Source organism: Enterococcus sp. LJL90 (assembly GCF_056924355.1).
In genome coordinates this window covers 79,411-102,988 of the sequence record NZ_JBXPBQ010000006.1, presented here as the reverse complement: position 1 = coordinate 102,988, position 23,578 = coordinate 79,411, and the positions used below count along the sequence as shown (strand labels likewise).

Below are 23,578 nucleotides of genomic sequence, written 5' to 3'. Positions count from 1 at the left end.
ATCAAGATGACTAGTATGAAACGTTTTTATTCGATTCCCTATTATATCTGGCTGCTGTTTTTTGTAATTGCCCCAGTACTCTTGATTGTCTACCAATCTTTTTTTGATACCAATGGCGCCTTTACTCTAGAAAATTATCAGCGCTATTTTACTTCTTCAACTTATTTATTGATGACATTGAACTCAATTTGGTATGCTTTTTTAATTACCTTATTCACTTTATTGGTCAGTTATCCGATGGCTTACTTTTTAACAAAATTAAAGCACCGCCAGCTGTGGTTAATGCTAGTTATTTTACCAACGTGGGTCAATTTATTATTGAAGGCTTATGCCTTTATCGGTATTTTCAGTTTGCATGGCTCGGTCAATAATTTTTTGAGCGTGTTTGGCATTGGACCAGAGCAGATTTTATTTACAGATTTTAGCTTTCTATTTGTAGCGGCCTATATTGAGCTGCCCTTTATGATTATGCCGATTTTTAATGCGCTAGAAGAAATTAATCCCAGCTTGATTGCTGCTAGTCGTGACTTAGGGGCAAATGGAGTTGAAACCTTCCGGCGGGTAATTTTCCCCTTATCTTTAAATGGGGTGAAAAGTGGTGTTCAAGCGGTCTTTATCCCGTCGCTTTCCTTATTCATGTTGACCCGTTTAATCGGTGGCAATCGAGTGATCACTTTAGGTACGGCAATTGAGGAACATTTTTTAGTAACGCAAAACTGGGGCATGGGGAGTACCATCGGTGTGATTTTAATTATTGCCATGTTTGGTGTGATGGCCCTCACCGGTGAAAAGAAGAAACGAGGAGGCGAGTTTAAATGAAAAAGAAATTTCGTTGGTCCAATTTGTATATCGCCATCGTTTTTCTCGTGTTGTATGCACCGATTTTTTATCTGATTTTTTATTCTTTTAATGACGGCGGCAGTATGAATGGCTTCACTGGTTTTACTTGGGACAATTATGCGGCGGTTTTTGCTGACACACGTTTATTAATCATTGTGCTGGAAACCTTCATGCTGGCCTTTTTATCCGCTTTAATTGCGACCGCTATCGGAACGTTTGGCGCAATGGGGATTTATTACACAAAAAAACGACGCCAAAGAAACACCTTGTTGAGCTTTAATAATATTTTACTGGTTTCTCCGGATGTTATTATCGGCGCTAGTTTTTTGATTTTTTTCACTTTTATTGGCACGCTTTTCAGTGGCTTTAGCTTAGGCTTTTTAAGCGTTCTGCTGTCACATATTGCCTTCAGTATTCCAATTGTTGTGCTGATGGTTCTACCGAAATTGCAGGAAATGAATGATTCGATGATTGATGCCGCCCGCGATTTAGGAGCGAATAATTTTCAAGTCGTCAAAAATATTATTCTGCCCTTTTTAACACCGGGGATTATCGCTGGCTATTTTATGGCCTTCACGTATTCTTTAGACGATTTTGCGGTAACTTTCTTTGTGACCGGTAACGGCTTTACCACACTCTCTGTGGAAATTTATTCCCGGGCTCGCCAAGGCATTAGCCTAGAAATTAACGCCTTGAGTACCTTGGTCTTTATTTTCTCGATGATTTTAGTCTTAGGCTATTATTTTATCAGCAAGGACAATACCTCGAAAAAAGTTCGTCGCAATCGGCGACAACAGGAGGTGACTGATTTCTAATGAGAAAATTATATTCTTTAGTCATTGGAATTATTGCAGTGATTGCTGTTTTACTTTTAGGCATTAATCAGCTGCAGCGCTCCAGCGGAATGGCCGGCGCCGATGTGGTAACAATTTATAACTGGGGGGATTATATCGACCCTGAGTTGCTGACTAAATTTGAAGAGGAATACGGCTATCAAGTCAATTATGAAACCTTTGATTCAAACGAAGCGATGATGACCAAAATTCAACAAGGGGGCACCGGCTATGACATCGCTATCCCTAGTGAATATATGATTCAACGGATGATGAGCGAAGAGTTGTTGACAAAATTAGACCTGAGTAAAATTGTTGGCTTGGAAAACATTGCTCCTCGCTTTTTAGACCAAAGCTTTGATCCTGGTAATAATTATTCGATTCCTTATTTCTGGGGAACATTAGGGATTATTTACAATGATAAAATGGTCGACGCAGAAGATATTCAGCACTGGGACGACTTATGGAATCCCGCTTTAAAAAATAATGTTATGCTGATTGATGGTGCCAGAGAAGTGATGGGGCTCGGTTTGAATAGTTTGGGCTACTCTTTAAATAGTAAAGAGATGAGTCAGCTAAATGAAGCCGCTGCTAAGTTAAACACCTTGACCGGCAACGTCAAAGCGATTGTCGCCGATGAAATTAAAATGTATATGATTAATGAAGAGAGCGCCGTTGCGGTAACTTTTTCTGGAGAAGCTGCTGAAATGCTTTCTGAGAATGAACATCTGCATTATGTTATTCCCGAAGAAGGCTCAAATCTTTGGTTCGATAATATCGTGATTCCTAAAACAGTTCGCAACGAACAAGGCGCCTATGATTTTATCAATTTTATGTTAGAACCAGAAAACGCCGCTCAAAATGCCGAATACATCGGTTATGCTACCCCAAATTCAGTAGCTGAAGCGATGCTACCAACAGAAATTTCTGGTGACAAGCAATTTTATCCAGATGATGACACCTTATCCCATCTCGAAGTTTATGAAGATTTAGGCTCAGAGTATTTGGAAATTTATAATGATTTATTTTTGGAATTTAAGATGTATCGCAATTAATGGCGAAAAAATTAAAAAGGTCCATAATCAGCACGGCTTTTAGCACAGTGTTGGTTGTTGACCTTTTTTTATTGCAGTCAATCTATAAAAAAATAACCGCAAAAGAGAAAAAGCTAATGCTCGTTCTCTTTTACGGTTTATTTTTCGTTGCGACATCTTGATAGTTTTAAAACAATTTTCCAGCTAGAATATTGTTGAAATCAAAATTCAAGTTAATATTTTCTACCTAGAGTTTTTTTAGTCAGTAAAACTGCTATCAACAACGACCATTGATTTGATTGTTTTGCGTTCTTGCATATCTTCATAGGCTTGGTTAATATCATCCAACGCATAAGTTTGGGTGAAGACCCGACCTGGATTAATATCGCCTTCAAGAACTGCCTTTAATAAAACTTCTTTGTCATAGGTCGTCACAGAAGCTGAGCCGCCGGCAATCGAAATATTTTGGGCAAAGGTTGAGCCAATTGGCCGATTATTATAATGCGGTACGCCGACATAACCGATGCGACCACCGTTATGCAAGACACCCAAAGCTTGTTCAATCGCAGCTTCAGTTCCAACACATTCTAAAGCAGCATCAGCGCCGCCGCCAAGAATTTCCCGAACTTTGGCAATGCCTTCTTCACCACGTTCGGCGACAACAGCAGTTGCTCCAGATTGCAGCGCCATTTCTTGACGATCTTTGTGGCGACTCATCAAAATAATTTGTGAAGCGCCATGCATTTTGGCAGCAATCACGGCACATTGACCGACAGCACCGTCACCAATGACAACGACTTTATCGCCTCGTTCAACATGGGCGCAGCGGGCAGCATGGTAACCAGTTGGCATAACGTCAGCCAACGTTAACAATGATTTTATCATGCCTTCCGTATAATCTGATGGTTGGCCGGGAACTTTTACTAAAGCCCAGTTTCCATAATGGAAGTTAACATATTCAGATTGGAAACCGTTGGACCAGTTTGTTGCCCCTTTATGACGGTCACAAGTGCCATCAAAACCGGCACGACAAGCATCACATTCGCCACAGCCATGGGTAAATGGCACGATGACAAAATCTCCTGGTTTAACAGTGGTAATATCTGATCCAATTTCTTCGACAATCCCCAATGCTTCATGGCCATCATTTACAGAATGGGCTTCTTTATTATCGCCGTGAGCATAAGACCATAAGTCAGAGCCACAGACACAGGCACGAACAATTTTGATGATAACATCATCAGTTGCTTGCAAACTTGGTTTTTCTACTTCTTCAACACTTACTAATCCAGCTTTTTCAAAAATTGCTGATTTCATCTAATTCCTTCTTTCTTGTTTCGGTTAAATATAGTTTACCTGTTGAAGTGGACTCTAAGTCAAGAGGGAAATTGAAAAATTTGAAAATTTCCCCTTGCTATGAAGTACACTCCATACTTTATAGTCTGTTTTGTATCGTAAGGAGGCGGTTCACATTGATTAAAAATCAGGATGTCACATTTTTAAAGAAAAATGATTTTAGCAAAACACGGAATAAAAATTCGGCAAATTTCTTTCATCGTTGTGAAGCTAATTTTTGGCAGATTCTAAGGATAAAAAATTTATTTCTCTTGCCTTGGAGTTCACTTCATAGTTTATACTAAATTTATTAAATAGAAATCAGGTGAAGCTATGAACATTAAAGAAGTCGCCAAAATGTTTGAGTTAACTTCTGACACCATCTGTTATTATGAAAAGGCTGGTGTTATCCCGCCAGTGACGCGAGATGACAAAGGCTACCGCGTGTTTGGCAAACGTGATTTAAATTGGGTCTTCCTGGCAAAAAGTTTGCGCAACGCCGGTGTCTCGATTGAGTCAGTCATTGAATTTGCTAGATTATCTCAAGAAACAGGGGATAAACGGCGGACACAAAAAGATGTGCTCCGGGCGCAACTAGACGAATTAGATGAAAAATTACGTGAAATGCAAAAGACCAGAGATTTATTGGAGTATAAAATCGATACCTATGATGAGCATTTAGCCAAGTTTGAAGCGGGCTTGATGACCGAAGATCAAATCGAAGAACTATGGACCATGAAACACTTTAAAAAACAAACAATTAAAAATTAAGAAAGCAGGAATTGAACATGCAAACAGTTAAATTAAACAATGGAGTAGAAGTCCCAATTTTAGGTTTTGGCACTTTCCAAATCACCGATCCAAAAGAAGCAGAACAAGCCGTGATTGATGCCATCAAAGCAGGCTACCGCCATATTGATACAGCTCAATCTTACATGAATGAAGAAGCCGTTGGTAAAGGAGTTGCGAACTCAGGCGTTGCCAGAGAAGAAATTTTCTTAACCACAAAAATTTGGGTTGAAAATGTTTCTTATGATGGTGTGATGTCTTCATTCCAACGTTCATTAGATCGTTTAGGTGTGGAGTATGTGGATTTATTATTATTACACCAACCATATAACGATGTGTACGGTGCTTGGCGAGCAATGGAAGAATTGCAAGCCGCTGGTAAAATCAAGGCTATCGGCATTTCTAACTTTGCTGTAGACCGTGCCGTTGACTTAGCAGAATTCAATAAAGTAACCCCACAAGTCGATCAAATCGAAATTAATCCTTTCCAACAACAAGCCGAAAATATTGCCGCTTTAAAAGAAGAAGGCATCATGGTAGAAGCATGGGCACCTTTTGCTGAAGGTAAAAATGGCATCTTCCAAAACGAAATCTTAACCACAATTGGTAATAAATATGGCAAATCAGTGGCGCAAGTCATCGTTCGCTGGTTAGTGGAACAAGATATTATCGTGTTAACAAAATCTGTCAATCCAGACCGCATGGCTCAAAACTTAGATGTTTTTGATTTTTCATTAACCGATGAAGACAAAGCGCAAATTGCGACATTGAATGCTGGCGCAAGCCAATTCTTTTCTCATGCTGATCCAGCTATGATTAAATGGATGGCTGGCCGGAAAATGGATGTTTAAAGTTGATACGTTGTACAAATAAAAATTATCAATAAAAAATGTTTTTTCTATTTGACTTGGAGTACACTCCAGCAGCTATGATGAGGATAACTTTTAAAATTGGAGGGCAATAAGATGGACTACATGAAATTTGGCAATACAGGTTTGGATGTCTCACGGTTATGTTTAGGCGCGATGGGCTTTGGCGATCCCAACAGCGGCTTTCACGAGTGGGTTCTAGAGGAAGCGGATAGTCGTGAGGTCGTAAAAAAAGCGTTAGAATTAGGAATTAATTTTTTTGATACTGCGAACATTTATTCCTATGGTGCTAGCGAGCAAATTTTAGGAAAAGCTCTAAATGATTTTGCAAATCGAGATGAAATTGTCGTTGCATCTAAACTTTATATGGGCATGAAAAAAGAAAAAGTTCCGAACAACGGCGGACTGTCCCGTAAAGAAATCATGCACCAAATTGATAAAAGCTTAGAACGTTTGAATATGGATTATCTCGATTTATATATTATTCACCGTTGGGATTATAAGACACCAATTGAAGAAACGATGGAGGCTTTACATGATTTGGTGAAAGCCGGTAAGGTCCGCTATTTGGGAGCTTCGGCAATGTATGCTTGGCAATTTGCCAAAGCGCAACAGGTGGCTAAAGAAAATCATTGGACACCTTTTGTTTCCATGCAAAATCATCTGAATCTTTTGTACCGTGAAGAAGAACGAGAGATGATGCCGTTATGTGCGGACCAAAAAATTGCGGTGACACCATATAGCCCGTTGGCTTCAGGTCGTTTAACCCGTGACTGGAATGCAGAAACGAAACGTTTTTTAACTGACAAAACAGCACAGGGTAAATATGACAAGACTAAAGAACAAGATCAAATCATTGTACAAAGAGTGGCAGAATTGGCTGATAAATATCAAGTGAAACGAGCAGAGATTGCTTTGGCTTGGTTGTTGCAAAAAGACCAAGTCGTAGCGCCAATCATCGGCGCCACTAAAGAAAGTCATTTATTAGATGCACTGCCTGCCTTAGACTTAAAATTAAGCGAAGAAGATGTCGCTTATTTAGAAGCACCTTATGTACCGCATGCAGTAGTTGGGGCGATTTAATAAATAGTCCGACTTTATATGGAGACAGCCTAAAAAATACCAGAAGCTATTTTATCTAAAGAAAAGCAAGCAACTTAAAATTCCTAATTGGAATTTTAAGTTGTTTTTTTGTATGAGAGTTTTTTTAAAATAAAGAGAACTTGAACGAGCTGTTAGTGCCGCATTATTTTAAACACAAAAAGATTTTTATTCTCGAAAGGGGAATAATACAAAATTGCGCTGATTAGACGTGGCTTAAACAATGAAAAAAATATTTTCCCATTTCTCCTTGACTTCCAGTCGGCTTTAACTGATAAGGTTTGTAAAAAAAGGAGGCGCAAAACGCATATGAAAAAGATAGTCGGTATTTTTAGTCTTAGTGCATTGTTTTTAGTGACGGGTTGTAGTAATGATACTCAAAACAACTCAGCGGGTACAAGCTCTAGTTCACAAACTAGTAATTCTATTGATAGCACGCAGGAGGTTTCTAATAGTTCCCAAGGGGAAAATGAAACGGAAACGGGTCACATCGCCATCGTTTATTACTCTTTAACGGGAACCACAGAAACGGTGGCCCAAGAAATTCAAGCTCAAACAAATGGTGATTTATTTGCCTTGCAAACAGTTGAGGCCTATCCGGAAAATTATTCTGAGGTTGCTGATTTGGTACAGCAACAACAGGCTGACGGAGAATTTCCGGAACTGCAACCGTTAGAGGTAGATTTATCAGCTTATGAGACAATTTTTATCGGCTCGCCAATCTGGTTTGGTTCAAGTTCTTTACCGCTTCAGCAATGGCTCATGCAAAATGATTTAAGTGGAAAAACAGTCTATCCATTTTTTACTAGCGGTAGCAGTGGGATTGCGAGTGCCATGACAGAAATCGAAAATCTGATTAGCCCACAAACCTTGATGCCCGGACTTGGCATCACCGATGAGACAATCGATGAAACACCGCAATTGGTTGCCTCATGGTTAGCGGAAAATTGATTGAATGATTGTCTAAAGGGAGGTAGAGGTAATGAAAAAATTTTTACTTGCAGCCGTTTTAATAATCTTTGCGATTGTCTTAATCTTTATTGTGCAATCAACTAGCAATAATAATGCTGCAACATCTTCAGCAGATTCTTCCAGTGTTAGTAATTCTGCAACATTTTTAACAGAATCTTCTATTGAAAGTAGCCCTTCAGGTGATGTTACAGAAGAAATGTTGCCACCGGAAACAAGCAATTCGCTAGGACACTCTCAGGAGGCGGAAGAAATGAAAATAGTTTTGACAGTGGCTGGAGAAAGCCAGACGGCCACTTTAAATAATTCTGCTGCAGCTCGGGATTTTTATGCGTTGCTGCCTCTGGATTTAACGATGGAGGATTATGCCCAGTCAGAAAAGATTGCTGATTTGCCGCAGACGCTTGACACGAGTGATTCACCCGCCGGGACAGTAGCGGAAGTTGGCGATTTAACCTTGTTTGAGCCTTGGGGAAATTTAGCAATTTTTTATCGCAGTATCGGCTACTCGAATGGTTTAATTTTACTTGGGAGGTTGGATGGCGAGATTGATTTTATAACCAATCAAACCGGCGATTTTCTCTTGTCGATTCGCCAAGCATAAGCAAATTGAAAATATTGCGCATATCTTTTTGAATATGCGCTTTTTTGATTGCTGATAGATTTAACTGTGGACAACATTTTCAAACACAAGTTTGCCGAGTTTTCACAGCAACTTTTTAGTATGCGGGAATAAATTTGTGAATGCTATCGAAAAACTGCTAAAATAAATTAAAACTCCTGAACTGAAGGTGAAGTAATCAATGGAATTAAGAGTCCTGCGCTATTTTTTAATGGTCGCGCGAGAAGAAAATATTACCAAGGCTGCTCAGGCGTTGCATGTTACCCAGCCAACCCTCTCCCGCCAGTTGGCTCAGCTAGAGGAAGAATTGGAAGTAAAATTATTCCACCGCAAAAGTCATCACATCGAATTAACGGAGGAGGGCATTTTATTAAGACGGCGAGCTCAAGAGATGATGCAGCTGTCAGAAATCATCAAGGATGAACTTTCCGGGATTGGTGAAGAGCTCTCCGGTAAAGTGGCGATAGGTGCCGGCGAGTTAAAAAGCATGGATCAGCTGGCGGAAATTATTGCCGCCTTTCACGAAGACTATCCTCTGGTGGAATTTGAATTGTTCAGCGGCAATTCAGAGGGCATAAAATTTCGGATGGATCAAGGTCTTTTGGATTTGGGTTTATTAATTGAGCCGGTTGAAATTGAAAAATATGATTTTGTGCGAATGTCCGCCTTAGAAAGGTGGGGTGTTTTAATTCCAACGAGTCATCCGTTGGCACAAAAAGAAACAATCATAGCCAGCGATTTGGCCAATCAGTCGTTGATTATTTCTAAGAGTGCTTCAATCCGCAGTGAACTGAAAAGCTGGTTTGGCGAGTACGGTCAAGAGTTGGAAATTGTCAGTACCTATAATTTGCTGTACAACAGTGCGATGCTGATGCGAAAAAAAATCGGTCTAGGTTTGTCGCTAGAACTACATTCCAGTTATGAGGGCTTGACCTTTGTGCCCTTAGAACCGGAACTGAATTTAACTTCCGTTTTGGTCTGGAAAGCCAATCAAGTTAATTCACCCACTGTTAGCAAATTTATTGCCTTTGCACAGAAATACATAAAAGGCATTTCATCTTAAATAGAATAAGCATTAGACATTACAGTCTTTTGGTTTCATACTGAGATTAACAAATGAAGAAGCAGTTGACCGTTTAAACTGTGGAACTCCATTTGTTTGTCTCAGTTTTTTTGTTTTAAAGGAGGTCAGAAAATGAATCAGACAGAGGTCAGTCAACGCTATCAAATCCCCGTTGAAATTCTCAGAGAATATGAGTCATGGGGGCTGTGCGATGTGGTCAAAATCGTGATGGGGGAATGGCAATATGACGATCAAGACGTGGAGCGCTTGAGTACGATTATGGCGTTGCACGATTTAGATTTCAGCCACGATGAAATTGGAACCTATATGCGTTTACTACTTGAGGACCCCCACGGTGCAGAAAAACGAATGCGCCTATTAAATAGCAAACGGCAAAAAAAATTAGCGGAGATTCATCTGCAGGAAAAAAAACTCGAACGAATCGATTATCTACGTCACGTAATTAAGAAAACCCAAAATTAAAAAGCAAAGAGGTCACCTATATGAAAACTTTAGTCGAATTATTTCACCCGAATCTACAAGCATCAATTGTTAATCGCCGCTTGGCTGAAGCAGCGAATGTCAAGGAAAATGTCACCATCAGAAATCTTTATGAACTATATCCGGATTTCAAAATTGATGTCGAGGAAGAACAACGTCACTTACTAGCAGCTGATCGTATTGTTTTACAATTTCCGATGTATTGGTACAGCTCACCAGCTTTAGTCAAGCAATGGGAAGATGCAGTCTTAGAATATGGCTGGGCGTATGGTACTAATGGCGACCAACTAAAAAATAAAGAATTATTGATTGCGGTGACACCAGGGGCACCAGCTGAAAATTATGTTCACGATGGCCCGTTTAAATATACCGTTCATGATTTATTGCGACCGTTTCAAGCGACTAGCAATTTAATTGGCACCCGCTTTGTCAAACCATTTGTGGTCACCGGCGCTTCAAGTATCCAAGCCGATATTTTGGAACAACAAGCTGCTGCTTATGCTGAATATTTAAGTAGAGAACAATTAGAACTTTTAGGGGATTACGAATAAGGAGGGTGCAAAATATGCCAGTTATTCAATTTGAAATTGGTCACTTAACCAGAGAACAAAAACAGCAGGTTGTAAAAGAATTTACTGAAACGGCAGTGAAGGTCACTGGAATTCCTGCTGAAGCTTTTTATGTTTTTATTAAAGAAAATACCGGCGATAATGTCGGCATCGGCGGAGTATTGCAAAGCGACCGCCATTAATTTATGAAGGATTCAAAAAAGGAGGACTTACTTATGAACGAGATGCAAAAAACTTTAAATATGCCTAAAATTGCTTTAGGTGCTTGGGCGTGGGGCAGTGGTGCTGCTGGCGGCGATCAAGTCTTTGGTCATCATCTAACAACAGCTGAGCTAAGACCGGTTTTTGAAAAATCTTTGGCGGTTGGGTTAAATTTATGGGACACAGCAGCGGTTTACGGCATGGGTTCCTCTGAAGCGATGTTGGGGGAATTTGTGCAGGATATTCCCCGAGAAGCTGTCTTACTCTCCACTAAATTTACACCGCAGATTGCCGAAGATGTTGCCAATCCGGGAGCAAAAATGTTGGCAGGTAGTTTTGAACGCCTTCACATAGATGTGATTGATATTTATTGGATTCATAATCCTGCTGATGTTGCCAAATGGACACCGGCATTAATCCCGTTAGCAAAATCCGGAAAAATCAAATTCATTGGCGTCTCTAATCACAATTTAGCAGAAATCAAATTGGCCAATGAAATTTTAGCCAAAGAAGGGTTAAAAGTTTCGGCGTTGCAAAATCATTTTAGTTTATTGCATCGTTCCTCTGAAGAGGCGGGGATTTTAGCTTATGCCAAAGAGCAAGGGATGACTTTTTTCAGTTACATGGTGCTGGAACAGGGAGCTTTATCTGGAAAATATGATACAGCGCATCCATTTCCTGAAGGCAGTGACCGTGCTGTCGCCTATAACGCGAGTCTCCCGCAGTTAGAAACTTTGCTTCAGTCGATGGCAGATATCGGTAAAAAATATAACGCAACAGTTGCCCAAATTGCGACAGCTTGGGCGATTGCTAAAGTAACGGTGCCGATTATCGGCGTGACCAAAGTTGAACAGGTGATGGATGCAGCACTTGCTGCTAACATTCAGCTGACAGCTGAAGAAATGGCAGCTTTAGAAAATTTAGCCCAGACAGCTGGCGTGAAAACAATTCGGGATTGGGAAAAACCAATGGCCTAGTTTTTATAAAAAGGAGCAAACACTATGAATATCTCTCAAGCAGCAAAGCAATTAGATTTAACCTCGACGACCCTGCGCTATTATGAAACAATTGGCTTAATTCCGCCAATTGAGCGCACGGCTAGCGGCGTAAGAAATTACAGTGAAGAAAATGTTGATTGGATTTATACTATCAAATGCATGCGGGACGCTGGTCTCTCAATCGACTCTTTGATTCAATACAACGCCCTTTATTTAGAAGGGGCCCAGACATATGATGAAAGAAAAGCTATTTTAATGAAGGAACGACAAAATTTAGTCGATAAGATTGCCGAGTTTCAAACCACATTGTCTCGGCTGGATTACAAATTAAATAATTTTTACAGTAGTGATGGTGCGACCATTTGCGATACACAAAATTCAACTGAGTTATGAGGCATAAACTTTGACTGATAGCGGCAGCTCCGTGGTACTGTAAGAGTAGCTTAAGGTAAAAAGGAGAGAAAGCAATGTCAGCGATTGAAAGTAAAGTTGTGGTTATCATGGGGGCTTCTTCAGGAATTGGTGAGGCCACTGCTAGACGTTTAGCTAAAGAAGGGGCAAAATTAATTTTAGCAGCTCGCCGAGAAGACCACTTAAAAGAATTGGTAGCGTCTTTACCCGGGGAAGCCTTCTATCAAGTTGCAGATGTCACTAAACAAATGGATGTCGAAAATGTAATGAAGTTTGCGGTTGAAAAATTTGGCAAAATTGATGTGCTCTATAATAATGCAGGAATCATGCCCCAAGGATTTTTATCGGAGGCGGATTATGCATCATGGCAAAGTATGTTAGATATTAATATTATGGGGGTATTGCATGGAATTGGTTCAGTTCTCCCAATCATGCGAAAACAAGGCAGCGGCTTAATCATCACAACAGATTCAGTAGCTGGTCATGTCGTATACCCAGGTTCTGCTGTTTATAACGGCACGAAATATGCCGTTAGAGCCATTATGGAAGGACTGCGGCAGGAAGAGAAAAATAATGGCATTCGCTCAACATTGTCTCACCAGGGATGGTTTCAACTGAGCTAATCAGCACCGTCGGCAATGAAAAAATTGCCGCCAGCTTAACTGAAATGGGTAAAAAAGAAGGTGCCAGTCTTTTTGCAGAAGATGTGGCAAATGCTGTTGTCTATGTTATCGAACAGCCTGAACATGTGGCTGTCAGCGAAGTTTTAATTCGCCCCAGCCGACAAGTTGTTTAAAAATCTATCAGTCAGTCAAACTGATGGAAAAGCATTTCTGTTTCTATTTAGAGCAGAGATGCTTTTTCTTATGCAAATTTTTTGTCTAACTCATTAAAAGAAGCTTTAAAACAGCGGTCTTTCTTGAAAAAAATTGATAAGGACAGCCAAAATGTTTAACCCTCTGGAAACTATTTAGTTTCGACTTACAAGGAAACTTTTTCTAGGTCATAAAGAAATAAAATATCTTATATTTAATAGTAGAAAAGTGTTCACCCAAGTTTGCAGAGCAGCATTCGCCAAGCTAAGATTCCTTATTTTATACGAGGGCTCCAAAAAAAGTTAATAAATTCTAATTTTAACAGCGATTCCCAACTGCAAAGTGAAAAGATATTCACATTGACGGCAAGTAGTGATAAAATAGGTTGGAGATTCTGTTCAGATGATGCTGAATAGCGTAGATAGATTAAAGGGGAAGAGAAGCTAAATGGCGAATTTTATTCGAAAAATTGTAGAGAATGATAAAAAAGAATTAAAACGATTAGACAAAATTGCCCTTAAGGTTGAAACATTTGCAGATCAAATGGCAGCTTTAAGTGATGAACAATTAAAAGCTAAAACCGATGAGTTTAAAGAAAGATTCCAAAAAGGCGAAACCTTAGACCAAATGCTGCCTGAAGCCTTTGCGGTTGTGCGGGAAGCTGCTCAACGTGTCTTAGGCCTGTATCCGTACCATGTGCAATTAATGGGTGGTGTGGTTTTACATGATGGAAATATACCGGAAATGCGTACTGGTGAAGGGAAAACCTTGACCGCTACGATGCCGGTTTATTTGAATGCCATCGCGGGCCTTGGTGTCCACGTTGTTACTGTCAATGAATACCTAGCAACCCGTGACTCAGAAGAAATGGGTGAGTTGTATAATTTCTTAGGCATGACAGTTGGTTTAAATATTAATTCAAAATCCGCTGAAGAAAAACGGGCAGCTTATGCCTGTGACATTACTTACAGCACCAATAATGAATTAGGTTTTGATTACCTGCGGGACAACATGGTCGTTTACCGCCATCAAATGGTACAACGTCCGTTAAACTATGCGATTGTCGATGAAGTGGATTCGATTTTAGTCGATGAAGCGCGGACGCCGTTAATCATCTCTGGCCAAGCTGAAAAATCAACTGCTTTGTATACCCGGGCAGACAATTTTATCAAACGCTTGAAGGAAGAAGAAGATTATAAAATTGACTTGCAGTCAAAAACAATCAGCTTAACTGAACAAGGAATTGAAAAAGCGGAAGAAAACTTCGGCTTAGATAATTTATATGACCTTGAAAATACGGCTCTGACTCACCACTTGGACCAATCTTTACGGGCAAACTACATCATGCTTTTAGATATTGATTACGTGGTACAAGAGGGTAAAGTCTTAATCGTTGACCAATTTACGGGTCGGATTATGGACGGTCGTCGTTATTCCGACGGCTTGCACCAAGCTATTGAAGCCAAAGAAGGCGTTGAAATTGAAGACGAATCAAAAACGATGGCGACAATTACCTTCCAAAACTATTTTAGAATGTACAAAAAATTAGCCGGGATGACCGGGACTGCCAAAACAGAGGAAGAAGAATTCCGGGAAATTTACAACATGGAAGTCTTCCAAATTCCAACTAATAAACCAATCCAACGGGATGACCGCCAGGATTTATTGTATCCGACGTTAAATTCTAAATTTAACGCAGTCGTTCAAGATATTAAAGAACGTTATCGCAATGGTCAACCGGTCTTAGTCGGAACGGTTGCCGTAGAAACGTCAGAATTACTGTCTGAAAAATTAAACAAAGAAAAAATTCCTCATGAAGTCTTAAATGCCAAAAACCACTTTAAAGAAGCCGAAATTATTAAAAATGCTGGTGAAAAAGGTGCAGTAACTATCGCCACCAACATGGCCGGTCGTGGTACCGATATTAAACTTGGTTTAGGTGTTGTTGAATTAGGTGGCTTGGCTGTTATCGGGACAGAACGTCACGAGTCTCGCCGGATTGATAATCAGTTACGGGGCCGTTCAGGTCGTCAGGGTGACCCAGGGGTTTCTCAATTTTATCTATCTTTAGAAGATGATTTGATGAAACGTTTTGGTTCTGAACGGATTAAAACTTTACTGGATCGGATGAAGATTGAAGAATCCGATGCAGTTATCCAAAGCCGGATGTTCACCAAACAAATCGAATCTGCTCAAAAACGCGTGGAAGGTAATAACTACGACACCCGGAAAAACGTTTTGCAATACGATGATGTTATGCGGGAACAGCGGGAAGTTATTTACGGTCAACGTCAAGCGGTTATCATGGAGGACACGACTCTAACAGAAACAATTTTCAGTATGATTAAGCGGACGATTGCTCGGGTAGTCGATGCCCATACCCAATTGGACAAGCCTGAAAACTGGAACCTGCAAGGGATTGTTGATTTCACCAGCAATACGCTCTTAAAGGAAGATACTGTTAAAGAAGAGGACTTAAAAGGCAAAACAGCGGCTGAGATTAAAACTTATCTAGAAGATTTATCACGGGCCGTTTTTGATGAAAAATCAAATCTTTTAAATGGTCCTGAACAACTATTGGAATTCCAAAAAGTAGTCGTTTTGCGGGTAGTCGATTCTAAATGGACGGACCATATCGACGCAATGGACCAATTGCGTCAGTCAATCGGTCTGCGTTCTTACGGTCAGAATAATCCGTTGGTGGAATACCAAACAGAAGGCTACCAAATGTTTGAAGACATGGTGGGTGCAATTGAGTTTGAAGTTACGCGTCTGTACATGAAGGCCGAAATTCGTCAAAACGTGCAACGGGAACAAGTAGCTCAAGGTACGCCTGTTAATGATGCTGGTGCAGCAGAAAGTCAAACAACCCAAAATGGTTTGGCTCGCAAAGTGTTACCAGAGGAATTTAAAAATGTCGGCCGCAATGATCCTTGTCCATGCGGCAGCGGCAAGAAATTTAAAAATTGCCACGGTCGGAATTTATACAAAGCATAGCCGTCAGCAGCTAAACAGTTAAGAAGGATGAGGCTGTGACATTAGTTAGAACAGAGCCGAACTTTACGAACAATAGCTAGTGAAAACCACTAGCTATTGTTAATTTGCGACGGGGATCTACTGGACCGCAAGCGCAAATATGATATAGTTCGAAATTGCATCTGTTAAAAGACTAATGTCACAGGCTCGTCTTTATTTATGAAATGTGAGGGGAATTATGGAAACAGCAGAAATTAGAAATTTATTGAAAAAAATGGAAGAACAGGTCGCAAGCTTTAGGAGGTCTCTTTGACTTAGACGGTCTAGAAGAGGCAATCGCAGAAGCGGAAAGTCGCATGGCAGACCCGAGTTTTTGGGATCATGCAGAGGCGGCGCAAAAAGTAATTAATGAAAACAATGCTAATAAAAATACCTATGATCAATTTCATCAAGTGGCTGATGAGGTAGAAGAGTTAACTGTTATGGCGGAAATGCAGCTGGAGGATTTTGATCCCGAGCTACAAACAGAATTAGAAGAACGTCTAAAACTATTAGAAGAACGACTGGCAGCCTACGAGTTATCTCTTTTATTGGATCAGCCTTATGACAGCAGCAATGCAATTTTAGAATTGCATCCCGGTGCTGGTGGTACCGAGTCACAAGACTGGGGCAGTATGCTTTTACGCATGTATACTCGCTGGGCAGAACAGCACGGCTTTCAAGTGGAAACTTTGGACTATCAAGATGGCGATGAAGCCGGCATTAAAAGTGTCACTCTGTTAATTAAAGGCCACAATGCTTATGGTTACTTGCGTTCTGAAAAAGGCGTGCATCGGCTAGTAAGGATTTCGCCATTTGATTCTGCTAGTCGCCGGCATACATCTTTTTGTTCGGTGGATATTATGCCTGAGCTTGATGATTCGATTGATATTCAAGTGAATCCCGATGATTTAAAAATTGACACTTATCGGGCAAGTGGTGCTGGCGGTCAGCATATTAATAAAACAGAGTCAGCCGTGCGGATTACGCATATTCCTACAGGGACCGTCGTTGCCAGCCAAGCACAACGCTCGCAGTTAAAAAACCGGGAGCAGGCGATGGGCATGTTAAAAGCTAAACTCTATCAATTGGAAATTGAAAAGCAAGAGCAAGAAGCTGCTGCCTTACGGGGGGAGCAAATGGAAATCGGTTGGGGCTCGCAAATCCGTTCTTACGTTTTTCATCCCTACTCGATGGTGAAAGATCATCGAACCAATTATGAAACCGGCAATGTTCAAGCGGTAATGGACGGCGATCTCGATGGTTTTATTGATGCTTATCTGAAAATGAGTTTGACGGAGGAGTAACTTTTCTGCTAGATTAAATGAAATGAAAATGTAACCTTTTGAAAGCACAGTGAAATAAAATCATGCTATAATGCAACTGATTGAATTAAATTAATTGGAGAGTATCTTATGATTGAAATGCAGGAAGTAATGAAGAAATATTCAAACGGTACGACTGCCATCCGTAATATCTCCGTCAAGATTAATCAAGGAGAATTTGTTTATGTTGTAGGGCCTTCTGGGGCTGGTAAGTCAACGTTTATTAAATTAATGTATCGTGAAGAAAGAGCCACAAAAGGTAAGCTAGTTGTAGCTGGCCATGATTTATTAAGAATTAAAAATCGTGATGTGCCACTTTTACGGCGGGAAATTGGAATTGTCTTTCAAGACTACAAATTGTTACCGCGCAAGACGGTCTATGAAAATGTTGCCTATGCTATGCAGGTGATCGGCCGCAAGCCACGGGACATTAAAAAAAGAGTCATGGAAGTGTTGGACTTAGTCGGACTTAAACATAAGGTTCGGGTCTTTCCAAGTGAACTATCCGGTGGGGAACAGCAACGGGTTTCGATTGCGCGGGCAATTGTCAACACCCCCAAAGTGCTGATTGCCGATGAACCTACCGGAAATCTTGATCCAGAAAATTCATGGGAAATTATGAAACTTTTGGATCGGATTAACGCACAGGGAACAACTGTTGTGATGGCAACCCACAACAGCACTATTGTAAATACAATTCGTCATCGTGTAATTGCCATTGAAAATGGCCGCATTATTCGGGACCAAGCGGAAGGAGAGTATGGCTACGATGATTAGAACTTTTTTCCGTCATGTTTTTGAAAGTTTAAAAAGTTTAAAACGAAATGGTTGGATGACAGTTGCCTCTGTCAGTGCCGTAACGATTACCTTAACTTTAGTCGGTATTTTCCTGGCTGTCATTATCAATGCGACAAAACTGGCCCAAGATATTGAAGACAACGTCAACGTCTCAGTCTTTATTGATATCGGCACAACGCAAGAAGATATCGATGCTCTGCAAACAGAATTAGAAGGATTGGATCATGTTGAAACAGTGTCATTTTCTAGTCGCGATGAGGAGTTAGCAAGATTACAAGAGGCAATGGGTGAAGCGTGGAGTTTGTTTGAAGGCGACTCAAATCCCTTATACGATGTCTTTGTCGTCAGCGCTGATGATCCGTCGAACACTGTCGCCATTTCAGAAGAAGCTGGCAATTTAGCGAATGTCTATCGTTCTGATTACGGTGGTACCGATTCAGATCGGATTTTCAGTATTTCGCAAGCTGTCCAAACTTGGGGCTTAGGCGCCGCAGCACTATTAATCTTTGTGGCGATTTTCTTAATCTCCAATACGATTCGTATTACAATTTTGTCCCGCCAAAGAGAGATTCAAATTATGCGTCTCGTTGGGGCAAAAAATGGTTACATCCGCTGGCCCTTCTTTTTAGAAGGCGCTTGGATTGGTATTTTAGGGGCAATTGTACCAATTGTAATCATGTTCTTTGGTTATCACTTTGTATATCAAGCCGTGAACCCGACACTCCTGCGCTCAAACTATTCATTAGTTCTACCGGGGACATTCCTATTACAAATTAATTTATTGTTAATGGGAATTGGCGTGATTATCGGTTCCTTAGGTTCCGTATTATCCATGCGGCGTTTCTTAAAAGCTTAAAAATTTTATGGCTGTGACATTAGTTAAAACAGAATTGATTTTTCCCAGCAATATCTGGTGAGCACCACCAAATATTGACAAAATATTTCGGGATTTCATCTGTTCACAAGACTAATGTCACAGTCATTTTTTTGTTCTTCTTTACAATTACTGGCCCATTAGCTATTCTAATGAAAGAGGGAAAAATGGGGAGTGGGTTATGCAGGTTATTCAATATATTACCGAAAATTTTATGACAGTGATTATTGTCGCCAATATTTTACTGTCATTAATTATTATTTTTAGAGAGCGCAAGCAAACAGCGCAGACGTGGGCTTGGTTATTAGTGCTGCTGTTCATCCCTATATTGGGCTTTGTGCTTTATATCTTTTTGGGGCGGGGAATTTCCAAAGATAAAGTGTTTGATTTGAAAATGCAGGAAAAAGTCGGTAAAAATGTCGAGATTGAAGCAGAAAAAGCCGCCATCAGTCGTGGCTTATTTCCTCATCCGAAAACGGGACAGGCCGATCCTCGCCAGCTGATTTATATGCTGACGTTTCATGAAAATTCCCTTTACACGATGGGCAATCAAATTCATTTGTTTACTGATGGCCGCAAAAAATTCGATGCCTTAATCGCTGATATCAATCAAGCGAGGAATCATATTCATTTGCAATATTATATTTATCGTTCAGACGAGTTGGGTCAAGAGGTGCGGGAGGCCTTAATTACCGCGGCTAAAAGAGGTGTTCAAGTGCGAGTGCTATTAGATGCCTGGGGCTCAACGGCTGTCAATGAGAAATTTTTTGCCGGCTTAAAGGCAGCCGGCGGTGAGCTAGCCTTTTTCTTTCCACTGTTTGTGCCTTATATCAATCCCCGCATCAATTATCGCAATCACCGGAAGATTGTCGTCATCGACGGGAAAATCGGCTACACCGGCGGCTTCAATATCGGCAATGAATATTTAGGTTTAGTCAAAAAATTCGGCTATTGGCGGGACAATCATCTGCGAATATATGGGGATGCTGTTTATAGTTTGCAAAATCGTTTTATTATGGACTGGAATTCCCAGAATACAAAGGAAATTCAATATGAACAACACCTCTTTCCTGAGATTGAGGCGACTGGCACAAAAGCCGCTCAGATTGTCACCAGTGGACCTGATTCTGAACACGAGCAAATAAAAATGACTTACTTAAAGATGATTTCTTTAGCCAAAGAAGAAATTTTAATTCAAACGCCTTACTATATTCCCGATGAATCAATTCATGAGGCACTTAAATTAGCCCTCTTATCTGGTGTCAGTGTCCGGCTGCAGATTCCCAATAAGCCAGACCATATGTTAGTCTATTGGGCGACCTATTCATTTTCTGCAGAATTATTAGACTACGGAGCGATTGTTGAAACCTACGAGAATGGTTTCATCCATGCGAAAACGATGATTATCGATCGAGGAATTGCTTCTGTCGGATCCGCAAATATTGACGTGCGGTCCTTTCAATTGGATTTTGAAGTCAATGCAGTGATTTATAATGAAGATTTAGCAGAGGAATTAAGAGCGGCTTTCTTTGCCGATAGCCAGCTCTCTAAAGAGTTGACCAAGGAAATCTACGAACAAAGAAGTCTGTTGATTAAGTTTAAAGAAGGGCTCGCTCGGCTGATTTCACCGCTTTTGTAACAACTAGTTTGCAATTGTAAATTTTGTGTAAATAAATCCGCATTTTCTGTGAAGAATTTGCGGATTTTATTTTTTTATTTTTTTACATTCTTAACAAAATGTTTTAAAATAAGCTAGCTTAAAAAAATTTTTCTTTGATGAAAATCGATACTAATATGTAGGAGCAATGTTATGAAAAATTTCCTAAAACGGGCAGCCTTATTAACGACAATCGCTGGCGGTCTCTTTTTGATGAGCGGTTGTGCCTCATGGGCGGACCGCGGCGAATCGATCACGGCTGTTGGATCTTCAGCTTTGCAGCCGTTAGTTGAAACGGTTGCCGAACAATATCAAACGGCTAATGCCGGTCAATTTATCAATGTTCAAGGAGGCGGTAGCGGGACTGGTTTGAGTCAGGTACAATCAGGTGCTGTTCAAATCGGCAATTCCGATGTCTTTGCCGAAGAAAAAGACGGTATTGATGCCTCGGCTTTAGTTGACCATCAAGTGGCAGTCGTCGGCATCACGCCGGTGGTGAATCCCGAAGTGGGGGTCACAGATATTTCCCTATCCGATTTGTCCAAAATTTTTCTTGGGGAGATTACCAATTGGTCTGAAGTTGGCGGCAATGATGTAGCAATTGTCTTATTAAATCGTGCCAGCGGCTCTGGTACCCGTTCTACTTTTGAAAAATGGGTTTTGGATGGACAAACGGCCGCCCAAGCACAGGAACAAGATTCCAGCGGGATGGTGCGCTCAATCGTCGCCGATACTCCTGGGGCCATCAGTTATCTGGCTTTTTCCTATGTCACAGATGATATTCAGACTCTAAGCATTGATGGCGTAGCTCCCACCGATGATAATGTCAAAACCAATAGCTGGATTATTTGGTCCTACGAGCATATGTACACGCTAGGAACACCCACTGAATTGACACAAACTTTTTTGGATTATATCCTCTCTGATGATATCCAAAATAATGTTGTTGGTGAATTAGGTTATATTGCCATCTCACAAATGCAAGTGGCCAGAGATTGGCAGGGAAATATTATTTCCCAATAATCTTTACACAAAATTTACAAAGCATATCGAACTTTTACAATTAATTGATGTGAAGTTGATATTTCCAAGCTAAACTAGATAAGAAGTTTGCAAAGAAAATGGAGGAACTCTCTTGGAAGATGTAAAAAAAGCTTTATTAACCAAATCCAAAAGCGCCCGCAATGAACAACGGGGCAAGGCGATTAGTTTTATCTGTATCGCTTTAATAGTGATTGTGGTCTTAGCCATTTTTTATTTTGTCGCGAGTAAAGGGCTTGCTACCTTTTTTACCGACGGCGTGAATATTTTTGATTTTCTTTTTGGTACTACTTGGAATCCGGGAACCGTTGACGCTAGCGGAAATCCAGAAGTCGGCGCGTTGCCGATGATTGCCGGTTCATTTTTCGTAACGGTTTTATCTGCTTTGGTGGCAACGCCATTTGCAATTGGCGCGGCAGTCTTTATGGTGGAGGTCTCGCCAAAAAATGGGACCAAAATCTTACAGCCGGTTATTGAGCTATTAGTTGGGATTCCTTCTGTTGTTTATGGGTTTATCGGCCTTTCAGTAATTGTTCCGGCCGTCCGTTCAGTGTTCGGCGGCACAGGCTTTGGGATTTTAGCCGGTACCTTTGTCCTATTCATTATGATTTTACCAACCGTCACTACGATGACCGTCGATGCTTTAAAAGCTGTGCCCCGCTATTATCGGGAAGCTTCTTTAGCTTTAGGGGCAACCCGCTGGCAAACAATTTATAAAGTTGTACTGCGGGCTGCGGTGCCGGGAATTTTGACAGCGGTAGTTTTTGGGATGGCACGGGCGTTTGGTGAAGCCTTAGCTATTCAAATGGTTATCGGGAATGCTGCTTTAATGCCAACCAGCTTGACAACACCAGCAGCAACCTTAACTTCTATTTTAACAATGGGAATCGGAAACACAGTCATGGGCACACTAGAAAATAATGTGTTGTGGTCGTTAGCGTTGATTCTTTTATTAATGTCTCTAGTCTTTAATATTGTGATTCGCCTAATTGGTAAGAAGGGAGCCTTAAAATAATGAACGCAAAACGTTGGGATAAAGTCGCTACAGCCGGCTTATACATCATCTCCGGAATTATTGTTTTAATTTTGGCTGCGCTACTGCTTTATATTTTAGTGCGAGGCATTCCAAATATTTCTTGGTCCTTTTTAACCTCACCGTCAAAATCTTACCAAGCTGGTGGCGGGATTGGGATTCAATTATTTAATTCGATTTATCTCTTATTTGTCACTATGATTATCAGCTTTCCGATTTCAATGGGAGCAGGGATTTATCTTTCAGAATATGCTAAGAAAAATCTCTTAACAGATATCATCCGTACCTCGATTGAAATTTTGAGTTCATTGCCTTCAGTAGTAGTCGGTTTGTTTGGCTTTTTATTGTTTGTTATTCAGTTTAATTATGGCTTCTCAATTATTTCTGGAGCGTTAGCATTGACCTTGTTCAACTTGCCGCTTCTAACTAGAAATGTCGAAGAATCCTTAAGAGCCGTCCATTATACGCAACGTGAAGCTGGCTTAGCGCTCGGACTTTCGCGTTGGGAAACTGTCAGAAAAGTTGTCATTCCAGAGGCTTTACCGGGAATTTTAACCGGGGTTATCTTAAGCTCTGGAAGAATCTTCGGTGAGGCAGCTGCGCTGATTTACACGGCGGGACAAAGTGCACCAGCTTTAGACTGGGGCAATTGGAATCCGTTGAGCGTTTCAAGTCCAATCAGTATTTTCCGACAAGCAGAGACTTTGGCAGTTCACATTTGGAAAATTAACTCTGAAGGAACCATGCCGGATGGTGCGGCAGTTTCAGCCGGCGCTTCAGCCGTTTTAATTATCGCTGTGTTGATTTTCAACTTTAGTTCACGGGCGATTGGCAAACGACTTTACAAAAAATTGACTTCAGCTTAAGCCAAGCATTTTTGTAAAG

Annotated in this window: 22 protein-coding genes and 3 pseudogenes; 24 read left to right on the top strand and 1 reads right to left on the bottom strand. The window is 40.7% G+C overall.

Annotated features, from left to right (window positions below; translation table 11 throughout):
- Positions 1 to 6 precede the first annotated feature (6 nt).
- The 3 genes from AC1Z3S_RS13745 to AC1Z3S_RS13735 are packed head-to-tail and all read left to right on the top strand — an operon-like array spanning position 7 to position 2,728.
- Positions 7 to 819: an ABC transporter permease gene (locus AC1Z3S_RS13745; RefSeq protein WP_461740830.1), complete on the top strand. Its 813-nt coding sequence runs from the start codon at positions 7 to 9 to the stop codon at positions 817 to 819.
- Positions 816 to 1,655: an ABC transporter permease gene (locus AC1Z3S_RS13740; protein WP_265455288.1), complete on the top strand. Its 840-nt coding sequence runs from the start codon at positions 816 to 818 to the stop codon at positions 1,653 to 1,655. The genes AC1Z3S_RS13745 and AC1Z3S_RS13740 overlap by 4 nt, the downstream gene beginning before the upstream one ends.
- Positions 1,655 to 2,728, top strand: coding sequence for an ABC transporter substrate-binding protein (locus AC1Z3S_RS13735; protein WP_461740829.1), 1,074 nt, complete (start codon positions 1,655 to 1,657; stop codon positions 2,726 to 2,728). Before AC1Z3S_RS13740 ends, AC1Z3S_RS13735 begins: the two co-directional genes overlap by 1 nt.
- A gap of 237 nt (positions 2,729 to 2,965) precedes the next feature.
- Here the strand turns inward: AC1Z3S_RS13735 and AC1Z3S_RS13730 are convergent, their stop codons facing one another.
- A complete protein-coding gene (locus AC1Z3S_RS13730; protein ID WP_461740828.1) occupies positions 2,966 to 4,024 on the bottom strand; it encodes a zinc-binding dehydrogenase in 1,059 nt (352 codons plus the stop codon).
- 351 nt (positions 4,025 to 4,375) lie between these two features.
- Here AC1Z3S_RS13730 and AC1Z3S_RS13725 point away from each other — a divergent pair, with 351 nt between their 5' ends.
- The 21 genes and pseudogenes from AC1Z3S_RS13725 to pstA all read left to right on the top strand — a co-directional run bounded on the left by AC1Z3S_RS13725 (position 4,376) and on the right by pstA (position 23,559).
- Positions 4,376 to 4,813, top strand: a complete 438-nt coding sequence (locus tag AC1Z3S_RS13725) for a MerR family transcriptional regulator (RefSeq protein ID WP_461740827.1) — start codon at positions 4,376 to 4,378, stop codon at positions 4,811 to 4,813.
- 17 nt (positions 4,814 to 4,830) lie between these two features.
- Positions 4,831 to 5,682 carry an aldo/keto reductase gene (locus tag AC1Z3S_RS13720; RefSeq protein WP_461740826.1) on the top strand — a complete coding sequence of 284 codons (852 nt, stop codon included), beginning with the start codon at positions 4,831 to 4,833 and terminating at the stop codon, positions 5,680 to 5,682.
- A gap of 114 nt (positions 5,683 to 5,796) precedes the next feature.
- On the top strand, positions 5,797 to 6,783 hold the full coding sequence (locus AC1Z3S_RS13715) for an aldo/keto reductase (RefSeq protein WP_461740825.1): 987 nt from the start codon (positions 5,797 to 5,799) through the stop codon (positions 6,781 to 6,783).
- Positions 6,784 to 7,110: 327 nt separating this feature from the next.
- A complete protein-coding gene (locus AC1Z3S_RS13710) occupies positions 7,111 to 7,752 on the top strand; it encodes a flavodoxin (RefSeq protein ID WP_461740824.1) in 642 nt (213 codons plus the stop codon).
- 31 nt (positions 7,753 to 7,783) lie between these two features.
- Entirely contained in the window at positions 7,784 to 8,374 is a 591-nt protein-coding gene (locus tag AC1Z3S_RS13705) for a cyclophilin-like fold protein (protein ID WP_461740823.1), read from the top strand.
- Positions 8,375 to 8,573: 199 nt separating this feature from the next.
- Positions 8,574 to 9,455, top strand: a complete 882-nt coding sequence (locus AC1Z3S_RS13700; protein ID WP_461740822.1) for a LysR family transcriptional regulator — start codon at positions 8,574 to 8,576, stop codon at positions 9,453 to 9,455.
- Between the two features lie 132 nt (positions 9,456 to 9,587).
- A complete protein-coding gene (locus tag AC1Z3S_RS13695; RefSeq protein WP_461740821.1) occupies positions 9,588 to 9,938 on the top strand; it encodes a MerR family transcriptional regulator in 351 nt (116 codons plus the stop codon).
- A 20-nt stretch (positions 9,939 to 9,958) separates the two neighbouring features.
- A complete protein-coding gene (locus tag AC1Z3S_RS13690; protein ID WP_461740820.1) occupies positions 9,959 to 10,507 on the top strand; it encodes an NAD(P)H-dependent oxidoreductase in 549 nt (182 codons plus the stop codon).
- A gap of 14 nt (positions 10,508 to 10,521) precedes the next feature.
- Positions 10,522 to 10,707, top strand: coding sequence for a 4-oxalocrotonate tautomerase DmpI (gene dmpI / locus AC1Z3S_RS13685; RefSeq protein WP_461740819.1), 186 nt, complete (start codon positions 10,522 to 10,524; stop codon positions 10,705 to 10,707).
- A 33-nt stretch (positions 10,708 to 10,740) separates the two neighbouring features.
- Positions 10,741 to 11,703, top strand: a complete 963-nt coding sequence (locus AC1Z3S_RS13680) for an aldo/keto reductase (RefSeq protein WP_461740818.1) — start codon at positions 10,741 to 10,743, stop codon at positions 11,701 to 11,703.
- Between the two features lie 24 nt (positions 11,704 to 11,727).
- Positions 11,728 to 12,117, top strand: coding sequence for a MerR family transcriptional regulator (locus AC1Z3S_RS13675; RefSeq protein ID WP_461740817.1), 390 nt, complete (start codon positions 11,728 to 11,730; stop codon positions 12,115 to 12,117).
- Positions 12,118 to 12,191: 74 nt separating this feature from the next.
- A pseudogene (locus AC1Z3S_RS13670) lies at positions 12,192 to 12,931 on the top strand (SDR family oxidoreductase).
- Between the two features lie 466 nt (positions 12,932 to 13,397).
- Positions 13,398 to 15,786, top strand: a pseudogene (gene secA / locus AC1Z3S_RS13665) (preprotein translocase subunit SecA); the annotation flags it as partial.
- A 77-nt stretch (positions 15,787 to 15,863) separates the two neighbouring features.
- Positions 15,864 to 15,947 (top strand): annotated as a pseudogene (locus tag AC1Z3S_RS13660) (SEC-C metal-binding domain-containing protein); the annotation flags it as partial.
- 217 nt (positions 15,948 to 16,164) lie between these two features.
- Positions 16,165 to 17,272 (top strand): peptide chain release factor 2 gene (gene prfB, locus AC1Z3S_RS13655; protein WP_461740816.1). Its coding sequence is split into 2 segments (ribosomal slippage): positions 16,165 to 16,236 and positions 16,238 to 17,272, totalling 1,107 coding nucleotides; the frame shifts between segments, so codons are not numbered across the junction.
- A 108-nt stretch (positions 17,273 to 17,380) separates the two neighbouring features.
- A complete protein-coding gene (gene ftsE / locus AC1Z3S_RS13650) occupies positions 17,381 to 18,067 on the top strand; it encodes a cell division ATP-binding protein FtsE (RefSeq protein WP_461735676.1) in 687 nt (228 codons plus the stop codon).
- Complete coding sequence (ftsX, locus tag AC1Z3S_RS13645; RefSeq protein WP_461740941.1) at positions 18,060 to 18,944, top strand: permease-like cell division protein FtsX; 885 nt, start codon at positions 18,060 to 18,062, stop codon at positions 18,942 to 18,944. Before ftsE ends, ftsX begins: the two co-directional genes overlap by 8 nt.
- Positions 18,945 to 19,143: 199 nt before the next feature.
- Positions 19,144 to 20,601 (top strand): cardiolipin synthase, encoded by a 1,458-nt coding sequence (cls, locus tag AC1Z3S_RS13640; RefSeq protein WP_461740815.1) that lies wholly within the window; start codon positions 19,144 to 19,146, stop codon positions 20,599 to 20,601.
- Between the two features lie 171 nt (positions 20,602 to 20,772).
- The gene (locus AC1Z3S_RS13635; RefSeq protein WP_461740814.1) at positions 20,773 to 21,642 is read left to right on the top strand and encodes a phosphate ABC transporter substrate-binding protein PstS; all 870 of its coding nucleotides are present in this window, start codon (positions 20,773 to 20,775) and stop codon (positions 21,640 to 21,642) included.
- Positions 21,643 to 21,754: 112 nt separating this feature from the next.
- Complete coding sequence (gene pstC / locus AC1Z3S_RS13630) at positions 21,755 to 22,675, top strand: phosphate ABC transporter permease subunit PstC (protein ID WP_461735680.1); 921 nt, start codon at positions 21,755 to 21,757, stop codon at positions 22,673 to 22,675.
- Positions 22,675 to 23,559: a phosphate ABC transporter permease PstA gene (gene pstA, locus AC1Z3S_RS13625; protein ID WP_265455217.1), complete on the top strand. Its 885-nt coding sequence runs from the start codon at positions 22,675 to 22,677 to the stop codon at positions 23,557 to 23,559. Before pstC ends, pstA begins: the two co-directional genes overlap by 1 nt.
- Positions 23,560 to 23,578: the final 19 nt, after the last annotated feature.